The 13,953-nt window shown below is 43.4% G+C and carries 13 protein-coding genes and 1 riboswitch; of the genes, 1 reads left to right on the top strand and 12 read right to left on the bottom strand.

From position 1 onward, the window contains the following. Positions 1 to 9: 9 nt before the first annotated feature. The 12 genes from GJS40_RS06640 to cobJ are packed head-to-tail and all read right to left on the bottom strand — an operon-like array spanning position 10 to position 12,027. Positions 10 to 1,080: a FecCD family ABC transporter permease gene (locus GJS40_RS06640; protein ID WP_270897101.1), complete on the bottom strand. Its 1,071-nt coding sequence runs from the start codon at positions 1,078 to 1,080 to the stop codon at positions 10 to 12. Then, positions 1,077 to 1,835, bottom strand: a complete 759-nt coding sequence (gene cobA, locus GJS40_RS06635; protein WP_270897100.1) for a uroporphyrinogen-III C-methyltransferase — start codon at positions 1,833 to 1,835, stop codon at positions 1,077 to 1,079. The genes GJS40_RS06640 and cobA overlap by 4 nt, the downstream gene beginning before the upstream one ends. Next, positions 1,832 to 3,214, bottom strand: coding sequence for a cobyrinate a,c-diamide synthase (locus GJS40_RS06630; RefSeq protein ID WP_270897099.1), 1,383 nt, complete (start codon positions 3,212 to 3,214; stop codon positions 1,832 to 1,834). Before GJS40_RS06630 ends, cobA begins: the two co-directional genes overlap by 4 nt. Before the next feature lie 14 nt (positions 3,215 to 3,228). Beyond that, entirely contained in the window at positions 3,229 to 4,314 is a 1,086-nt protein-coding gene (locus GJS40_RS06625; protein ID WP_270897098.1) for a cobalt-precorrin 5A hydrolase, read from the bottom strand. Further along, positions 4,307 to 5,098, bottom strand: a complete 792-nt coding sequence (gene cobM / locus GJS40_RS06620; RefSeq protein WP_270897096.1) for a precorrin-4 C(11)-methyltransferase — start codon at positions 5,096 to 5,098, stop codon at positions 4,307 to 4,309. The genes GJS40_RS06625 and cobM overlap by 8 nt, the downstream gene beginning before the upstream one ends. After that, positions 5,095 to 5,823, bottom strand: a complete 729-nt coding sequence (gene cobI / locus GJS40_RS06615; RefSeq protein ID WP_270897094.1) for a precorrin-2 C(20)-methyltransferase — start codon at positions 5,821 to 5,823, stop codon at positions 5,095 to 5,097. Before cobI ends, cobM begins: the two co-directional genes overlap by 4 nt. Further along, a complete protein-coding gene (cbiE, locus tag GJS40_RS06610; protein WP_270897092.1) occupies positions 5,820 to 7,028 on the bottom strand; it encodes a precorrin-6y C5,15-methyltransferase (decarboxylating) subunit CbiE in 1,209 nt (402 codons plus the stop codon). Before cbiE ends, cobI begins: the two co-directional genes overlap by 4 nt. Next, entirely contained in the window at positions 7,025 to 8,143 is a 1,119-nt protein-coding gene (locus GJS40_RS06605) for a cobalt-precorrin-5B (C(1))-methyltransferase (RefSeq protein ID WP_270897091.1), read from the bottom strand. The genes cbiE and GJS40_RS06605 overlap by 4 nt, the downstream gene beginning before the upstream one ends. Continuing rightward, on the bottom strand, positions 8,124 to 8,798 hold the full coding sequence (locus GJS40_RS06600; protein WP_270897089.1) for a precorrin-8X methylmutase: 675 nt from the start codon (positions 8,796 to 8,798) through the stop codon (positions 8,124 to 8,126). The genes GJS40_RS06605 and GJS40_RS06600 overlap by 20 nt, the downstream gene beginning before the upstream one ends. Further along, a complete protein-coding gene (gene cobK / locus GJS40_RS06595) occupies positions 8,799 to 9,572 on the bottom strand; it encodes a precorrin-6A reductase (RefSeq protein ID WP_270897087.1) in 774 nt (257 codons plus the stop codon). It abuts the gene before it with no gap. Positions 9,573 to 9,585: 13 nt separating this feature from the next. Next, positions 9,586 to 10,425 carry a sirohydrochlorin chelatase gene (locus GJS40_RS06590; RefSeq protein ID WP_270897085.1) on the bottom strand — a complete coding sequence of 280 codons (840 nt, stop codon included), beginning with the start codon at positions 10,423 to 10,425 and terminating at the stop codon, positions 9,586 to 9,588. 12 nt (positions 10,426 to 10,437) lie between these two features. Further along, the gene (gene cobJ, locus GJS40_RS06585; RefSeq protein WP_270897083.1) at positions 10,438 to 12,027 is read right to left on the bottom strand and encodes a precorrin-3B C(17)-methyltransferase; all 1,590 of its coding nucleotides are present in this window, start codon (positions 12,025 to 12,027) and stop codon (positions 10,438 to 10,440) included. A 206-nt stretch (positions 12,028 to 12,233) separates the two neighbouring features. Further along, positions 12,234 to 12,429: riboswitch (cobalamin riboswitch) on the bottom strand. A 184-nt stretch (positions 12,430 to 12,613) separates the two neighbouring features. Here cobJ and GJS40_RS06580 point away from each other — a divergent pair. Beyond that, positions 12,614 to 13,597: an NAD(P)/FAD-dependent oxidoreductase gene (locus GJS40_RS06580; RefSeq protein WP_270897082.1), complete on the top strand. Its 984-nt coding sequence runs from the start codon at positions 12,614 to 12,616 to the stop codon at positions 13,595 to 13,597. The last annotated feature ends 356 nt before the right edge of the window (positions 13,598 to 13,953 follow it).

The raw sequence follows: 13,953 nt of genomic DNA, 5'->3' as shown, positions 1-13,953 counted from the left end.
GTGATCCTCCTAGATGACATATTTGCTTCTTTTCAGTAACCAAATAAAAAAAGGACCTCCACAAATGGCCGTAATGATACCGACAGGCAATTCTTCCGGTGCTACGACAATTCTCGCTACGATATCTGCCATCACCATAAACGTTCCCCCCATGAAAGCACTAATCGGTATGAGCCTTCTATGATCTGCGCCAATCATCATACGAGCCATATGGGGAATCATAAGACCGACAAATCCAATGGCTCCACTTACGGAAACGAGCACTCCCGTAACAAGCGCTGTGACAACAATTAGAAGCAATCGAAAAGTAGGAACGTGTAAGCCGAGGGAAGTAGCAGTCTCCACACCTGTTACTAACACGTTGAGAGAGCGATAATTGGCGAAAAGAAAGATATACCCAATACAAACGCTAAGAAACGGTATCCACAGCATCTCAAGACTCGCTCCACCGAAACTTCCTAACATCCAATATAGAGCCGTCTGAATTCCTTCCGCACGTGGGTTGGACATGACTAAAAAGCTCGTACAGGCACTGAGCATCATCGACACCGCCACACCAGATAATAATAAACGCGGCGTCGATATAAAAAACTTTTCCTGTGCAAGTAAATAAACGAGAATAACGGTTAAAAGGGCTCCAATAAACGCTGCCCCGGCTACACTGTACGTACCGAAGAAAGAAAAGGCACCGGTTAATATCACAAGTGTCGCCCCTACCGATGCACCGGAAGAAATACCTAATATGTACGGGTCAGCCAGTGGATTTTTTACGAGTGCTTGAATGGCCACACCAACCATCGCCAGACCTGCTCCCACAATGAAAGCTAACATCGTACGCGGTAACCGCAAACTCCAAATGATGTGATCCGTGGCACTCATGTTAGAGATTGTTTTCTTTCCTGTGATGAGATCGACAAATAGAGAAATAATGGTACTTGCCGAAATATGTGCAGACCCTAACATAATGGATAAAATAAATGCACCACAAGCGAGAATGAATAGTCCTAGACAAATTTGTGGGAATGGGTCCCTTTTTTCCTCACTGTACATTTTTTCTTCAGCGATAGACTGTCCCTTCAAAGAACTATCCCTTCTTTCTGAAACCATGGAATATGATTATGAAGCTGAACGACTTCTCCGACAATGACGATGGCCGGGTTTTTCAATCCATTTTTTTTCACTTCATCTGCTAAATTACAAAGAGTGGTAGCGACAGTTTTTTGTTTCTCGGTTGTTCCCCATTCAATGACCGCAGCTGGTGTTTCCCTGTCTTTTCCATACTTTATTAACATCGCTGTGATTTCTCTTAATTCGCTCATTCCCATATAAAAGATGACGGTGTCTATTCCTTTTGCTAAAGCTTCCCACATTTCTTTTTTTCGCTGTTTCGAGTAATGACCAGTTACGACAGCAAATGTTCCGCCAAAATCGCGATGAGTCACCGGGATTCCTGCATAAGCAGGAGCCGCAATGCCAGCTGTTACCCCTGGAATAATTTCAAAAGGAATTCCTCTCTCTCTTAAATAAACTGCTTCTTCTCCTCCCCGACCAAAAACGAAAGGATCCCCTCCTTTTAAACGAGTAACAATTTTTCCTTCTTTTGCTTTTTCACCTAACAAAGCATGAATTTGTTCTTGGCGTAACGTATGATTTTTCGGGAATTTTCCCGCATAAATAAGCTCCGCTCCCTCCTTACATTCTTTTAAAATCTCTTCATTCACAAGCCGGTCGTAGATGATGACATCCGATTCTTTGATAGACTCTAATGCTTTGATTGTAAGTAGTTTTGGATCTCCCGGGCCCGCTCCTGTTAAATAGACGTATCCTGTTTTCATATTTTCCCCTCCCGCTCTTTCTTCCACTTTTCTGCCACTGTTACAAAACGTTTCGCTATTTCTTTATTGGAACCGAAATGGACGTGGATAGAAGAAGCTGTAATATGTTGGGACGAATACCCCACTTGCTCTGAGCGCTTTCGTGTCACTACTCCATAGGCTCGTTTATTTTCTTCCATCATTTCGTAAGTGACGTATCGAAACTCATGCCCCCTCGCTTTTTCTCCCGCTCGCAAAATCATCGTGTCTTCTCTCGCAGTTAATTCACGGTAACCGAGAGTGACTAGCTTTTCTTTCATTTCTGCCGCTCCGCGAATAATTCCAAGCATGGAATGGGATGTCCCGGCGGTCGTTTTAAACGATTCAAGTAAATAAAAGAACCCCCCTCCTTCGGCATAGACAGGCATCTGTTCCTCGATGACCTTTTGACGGATCGATTGCTTCACGTGTTCTTGTTCGGATAGCGTTTTTACGTACTCTTCCGGTAATGCCCCGCCGATGTAAAGGGCGTCGCATTCTTCTGGTAACGTTTCTCCTTGTAGCGGACTAAAATAAACGAGTTCTGCACCCGCTTCTTCTAGAAATTCAAAGTTTTCTTGATAGTAACTGTGAAAAGCAGCATCGTAAGCAACCGCAATTCGAGCTTTTTTGTTGGAAGGAATAGAAATAGTACTCCCTCCTTGGAATGGCGACGAGCGTCGGGCAATATCTATCACTTGGTCGAGATCCACTTGGCTGGCAATCGTTCTGGACAGTTGGTGAAAAAATTCGTCCAATTCTCCTCGCTCAATTGCTGGGAGAAGCCCTAAATGGCGCTCTGGAATTGTTAGTACGTCTCCTTTTTTTACATATCCTACTACCGGAACGTTGCATTCTTTTTCTATTGCACGCTTGCACAGTTCGTAATGTCCAACACTTCCCGCTTGGTTGACGATGACGCCACCAATGTGTACGTGTTCCGACAATGTTTGAAATCCTTTCACAATCGCTGCTGCACTGCGAGCCATCGCACCAATGTTGACGACAAGAAGAACCGGAGCGTCCACGATGTGACTAATTTCCGCCGTACTTCCAACATCTGACTCCGGACTTTTCCCATCGTATAACCCCATGACTCCTTCAATCACCGCGATATCGGCGCCCTTCACCCCGCGTTGAAACACGTCTTTTAACGTGTCTCTTTCTAACATCCAACTATCTAAATTGCGAGAAGGGCGGTTTGTAACTGCCGTATGATAGGTTGGGTCGATGTAGTCTGGACCGCATTTAAATCCTTGTACAATCAGTCCTTTTTCTTTTAAAGCAGCCATTAATCCAATGGCAACCGTTGTTTTTCCCGCACCGCTTGCCGTTCCAGCGATAACAATTCTTGCACTCATATGTTTGCTTCCTTTCATTCATGGCGTTCAATTGCAATGGAAATCGTCACATTTCCTGATTTCTCTTTTTCTAACAATAGCTCTTCATTCCCTGAAGATATCATGGCAGCTGGTTCACTTACTCCGTATGCACCGGTATATTTGTAGACAACGTCCGACGGGTTTTTTATCGGCATTGTATTTAATTTCTCGGGAGCGTAATAACGAAAATCCCACTCGTATTTTTCGCACACTTGTAAGAGTCCTTCTTCGTCCTTTTTTAAATCAATGGACGCAATCGCTTTTACCGATAAAGGAGATAATGATAACTTTTCCAACGTCGTCAAAATGGCATTTTCGATTTCCTCTGCTGATGTACCGCGATTACAACCTATTCCGAGGTGAATCACTTTCGGTCGATACACCATCGTCGCTGTTGGCAACATTTGTTTTTCTTTTTCGCTTAAATGTCGATGGGTAATAACGAGAGCGGCATTGGCGTTCGTATTTTTTACTTCGTCCCAATCGTGAATTACTTTCAAGTTGGAAGGAAGTGGTTTATCGTACGCCCACCAATCGGTCTCTCCCGACTCTTGGACGATAATGACCGGCTCTTCATTAACGACGGCGGCACTTGCTTCTACTACGTGAGTAAAATCCTCTGGAACCCAACCGAACGATTTGCCAAAAATGTCAACCGGAATTGTTTGTTGTACGTCTGATGCCGTTGTAATAACGGGAGTTGCTTGCAGTGTCTCTGCCACTTTTTTCGTTAATGCATTTGCTCCCCCTAAATGCCCAGAAATAACACTGATAGCAAATTCCCCTTTATCATCAATAACGACAACAGCTGGATCCGTTTTTTTGTCTACTAACAATGGGCTAATCATGCGAATGACTGCCCCTAACGATATGACCATGATCATCCCGTCATATCGCTTAAACATATCGGGAAATTGGTGTTTTACAGAACCTTCAAACAACGTAAAACCTTTTTCTTCTTCGTCTCCTTTGGCAAATTTTTTCATATAATAAACGTCTATTTCCGGCATATGAGTGTGTAGCTTTCGGACGAGTTCTGTTCCATGTTTTGTAATGGAAACTGCTGCGATGTTATTCATATACTTTTTCTCCTTTGCGATATCCGTGAGTAAAGGTTTTATCATATAGTTTTGATTCAAAATTTCCGGATTGTAATCTTTTCTCGTCTGCAGCTTTACTGACAATGACCATCGCTTGTTTCGTAATACGATGTTTTCTCATATCTTCTTGAAGACGTCCAAGCGTCGTGCGGAGAACGATTTCATCTGGCCAGCTTGCTTTATAGACAACGACAACCGCATCTTCTTTCGTCCAGCCCGCCTCTAAAAAAGACGCAACTACTTTTTTGATTAACGTCGCACTGAGAAAGAGCGCGATACTGCATTGATGACGAGCAAGGTCGACAAGCTTTTCTTTCTCCGGCATCGGCGTTCTTCCTTCCGCGCGGGTTAAAATGACGGTTTGAGTGAGCTCTGGCACGGTTAATTCTAATTTTGCGCTAGCGGCAGCGGCAAATGCTGCACTCACTCCGGGAATAATTTTTGTATCAATGCCTCTTTCCGCTAATTTTTTCATCTGTTCGAAAATTGCTCCATACACCGATGGGTCTCCCGTATGAACTCGCGCCACTTTCTTCCCCTGTAATGCCGCTTCTGCCATGATGTCGACTAGTTCATCTAAATGCATCCCGGCACTTTTTTTCACGACCGCTCCTTCTTTTACGTTTGTAAACAGTTCCGGGTTGACGAGGGAATCGGTGTAAAGAATGAGATCCGCTTCTTCAATTAGTTTTTTTCCTTTCACTGTAATAAGTTCCGGATCTCCTGGCCCCGCTCCAATCATGTGAACAAGTGGCTGCGTCATACGAACACCTCGTTTCTTTCTTTTCGTACCATCATGAGCGTTAAATATTCTAACTCCGCGTAGCGAAGCTCCTCGACATCTCGCCACAATATTTCCTGTTCAGACGTCACTTTCGTTGCGACAACCGCAGACGAAAGTAAATTTAACTCTTCTAATATTTCCACCATCATTGGCAGTACTTTCGCAACTTTTATAAAAACGATGCTATCGTGTGTTTCTATCGCTTCTTTCATTTTCTCTCGGTTTTCCGTCGCTGGAATAACGGCGACTTCTTCATCTCCATCTGCAAAAGGAATTAAAAAAGTAGACGCAACAGCGGTCGTAGAAGAAACACCGGGAATGGAGGAAAGCGGTACTTTCGGATAAAAGCGTCGCATCGTTTTTAATAAATGAATAAACGTACTGTAGAGCATCGGGTCTCCTTCCGTGACAAAAGCGATATTTTTCCCTTCTTTCACGTGTAAAAACAATTCATCTGCGATTCGTTTCCACTCTCTTTCTAACACATCTTTTTCTTTCGTCATCGGAAAAACGAGAGGTAACTCTTCTTTGATGACTTCTTTATATGGAGAAATGATTTCGTATGCGTAACTATTTGCTCCCCGCTTTTTTTTCGGGTACGCAACAACATCCGCTTCTTTGATAGCACGAAACGCTTTAATCGTTAACAGTTCAGGGTCTCCAGGACCAATTCCAACACCAGTAACTTTTCCGTAAGTCGTCACCCTTCTCTCTCCTTTTTTCTCGCTGTCACGATGTAGACTGGATTTAATCCTTCAAAGCGAGTCATATGTAATATTTTTTTACTTCGGGCGATATGGGCCATCGTCACGTTTACTTCACAGTCTAAAGACGAAAAGATGTCCATTGCTTGATAAAGAGTTTCAATCGTCGCTGCGTTGAGCACGATTCTTCCGTCACTTTTTAACTTCCGTACGCAAAGGGATAGCAATGTTTCGATATTTCCCCCTGTTCCTCCGATAAACACCCGATCCGGGTCAGGCCATGTATCTAACATCTCTGGGGCTTTTCCGTGATAAAAGTGGATGTCTGTTCGGAATTTTTTCGCATTTTCCTTCGCAAATTGTATATCCGCTTCATTTTTTTCAATGGCATACACTTGTCCTTCGCGAGCGATGTACGCCGCTTCAATTGCAACGGACCCCGTGCATGTGCCAATGTCCCAGACGACGCTATCTTCTTGTAAAGAGAGTTCTGAAAGACTGAGCGCTCTCACTTCTTTTTTCGTGATTAATCCTCTATCCGGTTTTCGTTGTTTAAACAATTCATCTGGAAAGCCAAAGGGAAGTCGCTTTGGAGGATGCTCTGCACGGAGAATAACAACGTTTAGGGGAGAAGCGTCATAGTTGATTGCTTCGTGTAACGTAAACCATCCCGTTTTTTCTTTCTCTCCCCCGACATTTTCTGCGATAAAAAGAGTGTATTCTTCCATTTCAAAATCGAGTAAATATTGTGCAATCGCCGCTGGTGTGTTTTCTTCATCGGTTAGAAGGCACACTTTTTTCCTTCCATTTATTTTTTGGGCAAGTCCTTTCATGGAGCGCCCGTGCACACTGACGAAATAGGCATCTTGCCAACTTTCTTTCATTCTGGCAAAGGCCAGTTGAATGCTACTTAGTGCTGGATAAATTTCCACGTTTTCTAGCTTTTTTGCAACATAGCTTCCGATGCCATAAAAGAGGGGATCCCCGGAAGCAAGAAGGACCGTTTCTTTCGGATCCTGCGCTAGTCTTACTATCGTTTGTTTTAACCCCCCTTCGAGCACCATCTTTTCTCCTTTATATTCCGGAAAAAAGGAAAGAAGTCGCTTCCCACCAACGAGCCGTTCACTTCTTTGAATCCATTTTTCATAGATTGGAAGAAGATTTGCTCGTCCATCTTCTCCTACACCAATCACTTTCATTGTCATGATGACTCCTCCTCATACCTTTCACCACCGTACACGTAACGGCCAAGCAGCTCATTTTTCATCGTCATTAACACGACTTCCACTTCAAGTCCTCCACTGACGTGATCGTATCCCGCTTTTCCCGCTTTCTTACATAACAAGGTGAAAAACGAATTAAATCCCGCTTCTTTCATGAGGTTTCCTGCTTCTGTCGCTGTATTTGCTTCTCCTACTTCCTTTGCTAATGCTTCTGGCGCTCCTGCTTCCACAGCCATTTGACGTAAAAAGCCAAAATCTACCGGAGCGCTCCGGGAGTGTACCATCATTATTCCTTGCGCCACTTTTGAAAACTTTCCCATCATCCCGACAAGCGTGGCCCGTTTCACTTTTCTTGCTTTGCATTGTTTTAAACTAAAACCGACAAAGTCTCCCATCTCGACAAACGCTTCTTCTGACAAATGAGGAAAAAGGGTTCTCGCATACTTTTCACTTCTTCCTCCTGTAGATAAAACAATATGGGACTGATCGTTTTTGGTTGCAACGGTAATTGCTTGGGCGATACTCGCTCGAAAAGCGGCAGTGGAAAAAGGCACGACCGTCCCCCGTGTTCCTAAAATAGAAATACCACCGATAATTCCGAGGCGAGCGTTTAACGTTTTTTCTGCGATTTTCTCCCCTTCAGGAACGGAAATGATAATGGTCACCCCTTTTTTGCCAAAACGCTGGAGTTGTTCTTCCGCCATCTCCCGTAACATTTTTCGCGGAACAGGATTAATTGCTGCTTCTCCCACTGGAACTGGTAAGCCTGTTTTTGTCACGCGACCGACCCCAACCCCACCATCAATGACGAGTTCATCATTCCAAGTAACCGTCGCCACGATTTCGGCAAGATGGGTAGCATCCGGATCATCTCCCGCATCTTTAATAACAGAAGCGATCGCTTTATCTTTATGGACAATTACATCTTTCATATGAAAAGTTACTTTTTCACCAATGGGAAGAACAATCTCCGTAGACATTACTTTCTGCTGCGTTGCTAAGCTAATGATGGCCGCTTTCGCTGCAGCGGTTGCATTTGCTCCTGTCGTATAACCGTGCCGTAAATCTTTCGGATCTTTAGGTGGTTTCTTTTTCATTGGATGTCACCTGCGCTTCTGCAATTCGAATCAGAGCATTCACCGCTGCCACTGTCACAGGGCTCCCTCCTTTTCTTCCTACGTTCGTAATAAACGGAATATCTAATTTTCTTAACTCCTCTTTTGACTCTTCTGCCGATACAAATCCCACCGGCATCCCAACGACTAAACTAGGTTTTGCTTTCCCTGTTTTAATTAAACGAATGAGTTCAAGTAAAGCAGTAGGAGCATTCCCGATCGCAAAGATGGCCCCCTCCGATTCTTTGACGGCTTTTCTCATGGAAACAATGGCCCGGGTCGTATTCAAACGTTTTGCTTCTTCCACCACATCTTCGTCTGAAATGTACACTTTCGTTTCTCCACCAAACTTTTTTAATTTTTGCTTGCTAATTCCCGATTGAATCATCTGCACGTCACAAACGACGTCTTTTCCCGCTAATATCGCATGGACACCCGCTCTCACCGCATCCGGATGAAACACGACGCTTCTTCCTAATTCAAAATCCGCCGAAGCGTGAATGATGCGTTGTACTACTGGATATTGTTCCGCTGTAAAAGAATGTTCGCCTAATTCTTCCGTAATAATTTCAAAGCTTTTTCCTTCAATTTCCATCGGTTGTACCGTTAACGGTTGAAAGTTTGTTTGAAAGTCCATTTATACCCCTTCTTTCATCATATTTTTCACATAGTTTCGGACTTCTTGTTCGGTGTGAAAGACGGTACCATAGGAAATCCGAGGACGCTCAATTAAAATGACATCAAGCCCTAACTCTAACGCCGCCGTCACTTTTTCATCAAAGGAGCCTTCTTTTCCACTTTCTTTTGTAACGACCACGTCCGTGTCGAACTGTTTATACAAGGCAAGATTTAATTCTTTCGAAAAAGGACCTTGCATCGCGACAATATTTTTTTGCTCAATTCCAAGTTGTTGACACTTTTCCATATTTTCAATGCGAGGAAGCATGCGACAAATCATGCGTACGTTTTTATTTGGAAGCAACACCTTGACGAACGTGGCTAACGTTTTACTCCCAGTGGTAAGAAAAACCGTTCCACCTTTTTTGGAAGCAAGATCAGCCGCTTCTTCGTAACTCGCCACTTTTGTCACTTGCTTGTCATACGTATGAATGGAGTGACGCTCATAGCGAATGTACGGAATCTCCGCTCGTTTCGCCGCCTCGATGGCGTTTCGGGAAGCTTCTTCGGCAAAAGGATGGGAAGCATCGAGAAGAGCGAGCGCTCGTTCCTCCTTCAGCGCTTGCAACATTTCGTTATCCGTTAGTCGACCAATCCTTGTGCGAATCCCACTTGTTGTTAATTTTTTTGCCGCTTCTTCCGTCACAACCGAGGCAACGATTTCCTCGCCATCTTCTTTGAGTTTTTCGGCTAATTCTTTTGCATCACTTGTACCTGCTAGCATAAAAATCATTCAACACCCTCCACTAAGAATGATCGTGATGATGATGGTGATGATGGACACCTTCCATATGTTCCACCGCAAATAAACGATATTGACACATGTCGCAGTTTAAAAACGCTTCTCCGTCTAATGCTTCTTGTACCCTCTCAAAGAGCACCATTTCTAAGCGAGGGTGAAAACCAACCGTCGACGTTGTTTGAAAGTCCCCATGAGGATAAATCTCTTGAAATTGACGAACTTTATCATATACTCGGTCCATCAAAATGCCACTAAAGAAAAAACACGGAACGAAAATCACATTCTTTTTTCCTAAAGCAATTTGGCGCTCGACTGCTTCTTCTACCGTAGGCACCGTCACCCCAATAAAAGACACCTCTACCGGGACATGTTCTATTTTTTCAGACAACAGTCGACCAAGTTTGTACACTTCACTGTTCGTATCTGGTTCACTGCTTCCACGTCCGATGAGAACGAGGGAGGTATTTTCAGGGGCACGGATACCAACTTCTTTTCTCACTTTATCTGCTAAAAGATCGACGACTTCGGCATGTACCCCAATCGGCTTTCCGTATGTAAACCGCACGGATGGATATTTCTTTTTTGCCTCGTCAATTTCATGTGGAATATGAATCTTTGAATGACCCGCCGGTAAAAACATGATTGGAATGAGCGCCACATGGGTTGCCCCTTTGGTTACACACGTTTCAATTCCTTCCGCTATCGTCGGACGTGCATGTTCAAGAAAACAAGATTCAATCAAGGGGAAATTCCATTTCTCTTTTAATCCTTCAATAAATTGTAACGTCTCTTTATTTCCTTTTTCTTTCGGACTGCCATGCCCAACAAACAAAATTGCTTTCATCCCGTCACCTTCTTATTCACACGGATTATTTACTTCCACTGGCGTGTACATTTCTTGATATTGAAACCCTTGAATTTGTTGCACTCGTTTAAAAAATTTATAAAACCGTTCATTCGGTAACCCTTTTTCCTTGTACTCCATGACGATGTTAACAATTAAATCGACTAATTCGTCTTTTACTAATCCTTCCACTACCGGTTGACCGGTGTGGGCATTTCTACCAATCGATTTCGCTCCTAAAAAGACATCGAAAGCACCGCGGCGATACACGATACCAATGTCATCGGTTACCGCTCCATAACATGCCATTCCACAGCCGTTAAACCCTATTTTTAAAATCTTGGGAACTTTCAGACCTTCAAGTTTTTGTTTTATTTCCGCGGCATAAGGAATGCTTTCCTTTTTCTCCCCGTCACAAAAGTCACATCCTTTCACGTGGACAACATTTCCAACGGGAGAAAGTTCCCATCCTTCCCTTTCCAAACGGGCAGTTATTTCTTCCGGGGAGTCGGTTTCAACAGAAACTTGTAAGTAATGATCGGGCGTATAACGCACTTCTCCATTGTCTCCTACGATTTCAGCGAGCATCGCTAGTTGAGAGGCACTCATTGATTTTTCCCATACCCCCGGCGAAACAGCAAATTCAAAAATAGGTGTTTGTTTAAACATTTCATCAGTTTTTGCTGTTGTCACAATGTTCAATGCTTCATTGGCTATCGCGGCGGGAAGAGAGTTTTTTTTTTCAAACTTTGGCAAGTTCTCTTTTTTTCCGCCGTGTAATGCCCACGGTTCTGTTTCTGGTTTTAATCGTTCGGAAGGTTTTAACTGTTGTTTTTCTTCCCCGAGCGTATATTTTCGTTGATAACCTCGTGGTGTAATCATTTTGCCATCATAATAAAAAGTAGAATTGTTCCCTATGATAACCGTTGTCAACATCCCTATTTCATGATTTAACATGTCTTCCAGATTCGTCATCACGATATGTTGTCTTTCACGATAAGCACTTTTTACAAGACCAACAGGAGTTTTCGGATCTCGATATTTTAGTAAAATACGTTGGGTTTCTTCAATTTGACGCGTTCTCCTTCCGCTTTTCGGATTATATAGCGCAATAACAAAATCCGCCTGTGCCGCTGCTTCGACTCGTTTTTCTATTAATTCCCACGGCGTTAAATGGTCGCTTAAACTAATCGTACACGCGTCATGCATAACCGGGGCACCAAGGAGGGCGGCACATGAGTTTAAGGCGGTTATTCCTGGAATCACTTCAACAGAAATCCCTTCTTCCTCTTTCCATCCTTTATCCATTAATACTTCATAGACGAGTCCTGCCATCCCATACAAGCCAGCATCCCCACTGGAAATCACCGCAACCGTTTTCCCTTGTTCTGCTTCCTTTACGGCTTCTTGCGCTCTCGTCACTTCTTCTGTCATTCCAGTACGGATGATGGCTTTTCCTTTGATTAAATGACTGACAAGGTCCATATACGTCTTATAACCGATGACCATATCGGCTTCGACGATGGCTTCTCTTGCGCGAAAAGTCATATGTGCTTCATCCCCGGGACCAAACCCGACGACTAAAATTTTTCCTTTTTTCATCTCCCCCACCCTTTCTTTTTTATGATGGTATCGCTCGCTTTCATGAAGAAAGTTCTCGCCTTTCTTATTTGCCAATAAAAAAAGCATCTTTAACATATCGGGACATGTTAAAGATGCTCTGTTTCAATGATAAAAGGTACTAGCATACATCACCAACTTATCATGAAGCGCTCTCTAACACCTCCCTAATAACCCCGTAGGTTCAAGCGGTGTCGTTAGAAAAGGCAGGTCTCCTGGCTTCTGGTTTTTCGCTTGTCCTCCTTCCCCTCGTTGATGAGACGAGAGTGGACGCTTGGACAAGCAACCCAGTTACAGTGGCGGGACCGCGCCGGACTTTCACCGGACTTCCCTTTTAAGGAAACAGTTCCATCTCCTGTTTCCACCTTTTCTACTTCCTATGCAATTGTCGTAATGTTTTAAAGTATATTACATGTAATACCATAATACAAATTTATTTTCTTGGCAATCTTTTTCGACAAATAATCTTTTCATTTCGGACATTCTCCTCCATTGCTACCTTTTCAATTGGAATAGAATATGCGTATAATGAAGAAAAGTTTTAGGGAATTTCATGGAGGTGACTGCTTTGAATCAAGACATTTATGACATTACTATTATCGGCGGTGGACCGACTGGTTTGTTCACTGCTTTTTACGGAGGGATGCGACAAGCGAAAGTAAAAATAATCGAAAGCATGCCACAACTTGGCGGGCAATTATCAGCACTATACCCTGAAAAATATATTTATGACGTGGCTGGATTTCCAAAAATACGTGCCCAAGAATTAATCGATCAATTAATTGAGCAAATGAATATGTTTAAAACTGAAATTGTATTGGAACAATCAGTGGAAAATGTTATCAAAAGAGATGACGACATCTTTGAACTTCACACGGAGAAAGAAACCCACTACTCTAGAACGATTATCATTACAGCAGGAGTAGGAGCGTTTGAACCGCGAAAATTAAAAATAGAAGGTGCTGAAAAATACGAAAGCGGAAACCTCCATTACTTTGTCAATGATATGGAACAATTTAAAAATCAAAAAGTGATGATTTTAGGTGGTGGTGACTCCGCAGTAGATTGGGCAAACATGCTCGATCCGGTGGCAGATGTGATCCTTGTACACCGAAGAGACAAATTTCGCGCCCACGAACATAGCGTTGCAGAACTACAGCGCTCGACTGTCGACATCAAGACGCCTTTCCAAGTGAAAGATATTATCGGAGATGGAGAGAATATCCACCAAGTTGTGTTAGAAGAAGTGAAAGGAGATAAAATAGAAGTGATTGATATCGACCATTTGATTGTCAATTACGGTTTTATTTCTTCTCTCGGTCCAATAAAAAATTGGGGACTTGAATTTGAAAAAAACTCGATTAAAGTAAATTCAAAAATGGAGACAAACATTAAAGGCATTTATGCCGCCGGTGATGTGACGACTTATGACGGGAAAGTAAAACTCATTGCCGTCGGATTTGGCGAAGCACCAACTGCCGTCAATAACGCGAAAGCATACATCGATCCAAAAGCCCGCCTCCAACCCGGCCACAGCTCCCATATGTTCTAAGAAAAGCGGAGGCGACTGTTCAGGCGCGATACATTCTGGAAGGGCGGGAAAGAAAGCGGTTTTTTCTTTCTTTATCTGACCTGAAGAATCCGAGCGCCTAGGAGCCGAAGCTAGACAATAAGAAAAGGGGAGAAAGCCGTTTAACCACGACTAGCGTTGGAAGAACACAGTCAGAAGTCGCTCTTTGACTTCTGACATGATCTGACTTGCATAGGACGTGCTGACTTCTGCGTTATGCCTAGGACGGGCATGATTTTAGCAGAAGTTCCTTAGGCCAAATGCCTGGTTGCTGAAGCTAGACAATAAGAAAAGCGGAGAAAGCCGGGTAACCGTGACAAGCGATGGAGGGGCGGTGA

Origin of the sequence: Aliibacillus thermotolerans, assembly GCF_027853235.1 — a bacterium.
Lineage (GTDB): Bacteria > Bacillota > Bacilli > Bacillales > Marinococcaceae > Aliibacillus > Aliibacillus thermotolerans.
Note: the sequence above shows the minus strand (reverse complement) of the source record. Positions and strands in the feature narration are given on the sequence as shown.